Below are 1,531 nucleotides of genomic sequence, written 5' to 3' on the forward strand. Positions count from 1 at the left end.
GCGATCTGCCCGGTTCCGCTCGCCTTCGGCATCGCTCCACCGGGCAGGTAACGCGTTCGCGCGCGGGGCTGAGGCCACTTTGAAACAGGCCCTAGCCCCGACAGCCCCGGTCCGATGGACGCGACGTGTCGGCCTAGTCTCCGGTGGCGTCCTCGGCAGTCGGCCGGCCGACCCTCTCGGCGATCTTCTCGATGGCGGCGAGGTCGTCCGGGGTGAGGCGGTCGACGAAGTGGCGGCGCACCGACTCCAGGTGGGCGGGCGCGGCGTTCTCCAGCGCGTCCAGGCCCTGTCCGGTCAGCGTGAGGAGGCAGCCCCGGCCGTCGGACGGGTCGGGGGAGCGGCGGAGCAGGCCGCGGGCCTCCATCCGGGTCGCGTGCCGGGACAGCCGGCTGCGCGACCAGCCCATCTTCCCGGCCTGCTCGCCCAGCGTGCTGGTGTTGCCGGGACGTTCCGACAGCGTGCTCAGCACCTCGTAGTCGGGCTCGGACAAACCGATCGCCGCCAGGTCGCGCGCCGTGCCCTCCTGGACGGCGACCATGATCCGCCGGAAGGCCCGCCAGGCCCGCTCCTCGTCCGGATCCAGCCACCGCACACCACCCTGCGGCGCGCTCCCGCCCTCCGCGTCCTCGGGCCGAACGTCCGGCGCCGACGATTTCGTTGACATGTCATCAACCTAGCACCTAAGGTTCGTTTCCATGTCAACGAAAACCCTCCGGGTCCTCGTCCTGGTGTGCAGCACCCGCCCCGGCGCCCTCGGCCCGGCCGTCGGGCGGTGGCTGGTCGACGCGGTCGCCCCGCGCGCGGCCGAACTGGGCGCCGAGCTCGTCCCGCTGTCGATCGGCGACCTCGGCCTGCCCTTCCTGGACGAGGAGGAGCATCCGTCCTCGGGCGTCTACCGCAACGAGCACACCCGCCGCTGGAGCGCGATCGCGGACGCCGCCGACGGCTTCGTCGTGGTCACCCCCGAGTACAACCATGGGATGCCGGCGACCCTGAAGAACGCGCTGGACTACCTCGGCCCGGAGTGGGCGTGGAAGCCGGTCGGCTTCGTCAGCTACGGCAACACCTCGGCGGGCACCCGGTCCGTCCAGCACGCCAAGCAGGTGGTGACCACGCTGCGCATGGTCCCGCTCGGGGCCACGGTCGCGATCCGCATCGGCGACGCCGTCCAGGAGGGGCGGCTGCGGCCGGACGCCGCCCGCGACGAGGCGGCCGCCGGCCTGCTGGACGAGCTGGTCCGCGTCTCCCGCGCCCTGCGTCCGATGCGCGACCGCATCCGCCCCGGGAGCGTGCCCGGCCCCCTGCCCGGCTCCTACGCCAGGCCGCTGACCCCGGACGACGCGCCCGAGGTCACCGTCCTCCAGCGGGCCTGCTGGGTGGACGAGGCCGTCGTCAACGACACCCTCGCCATCCCCCCGCTGCACGAGTCCCTGGACGAGGTGCGCGAGTGGCTGGCGGCATGGCGGACCACCGGCCTCTGGCTCGACGGCAGGCTGCTGGGCATGGTCCGCACCCGTTCCGCCGGGCCCGA

Annotated in this window: 2 protein-coding genes; one reads left to right on the forward strand and one right to left on the reverse strand. The window is 73.6% G+C overall.

Features of this window, described 5'->3' with window-relative positions:
- Positions 1-133 precede the first annotated feature (133 nt).
- A complete protein-coding gene (locus AB0J52_RS40015; protein WP_500188390.1) occupies positions 134-664 on the reverse strand; it encodes a MarR family winged helix-turn-helix transcriptional regulator in 531 nt (176 codons plus the stop codon).
- Between the two features lie 31 nt (positions 665-695).
- Between AB0J52_RS40015 and AB0J52_RS40020 the strand changes: the two genes are divergently transcribed.
- A partial coding sequence (locus AB0J52_RS40020; RefSeq protein WP_500188392.1) for an NADPH-dependent FMN reductase occupies positions 696-1,531 on the forward strand: 836 nt, incomplete at its 3' end.

Origin of the sequence: Spirillospora sp. NPDC049652 (assembly GCF_040675125.1) — a bacterium.
In the GTDB taxonomy this organism is placed as follows: Bacteria; Actinomycetota; Actinomycetes; order Streptosporangiales; family Streptosporangiaceae; genus Spirillospora.

Excerpts from the sequence above, each read along its gene's own strand:
- AB0J52_RS40015 (WP_500188390.1), bottom strand. The coding sequence starts at position 664 with ATGTCAACGAAATCGTCGGCGCCGGACGTTCGGCCCGAGGACGCGGAG.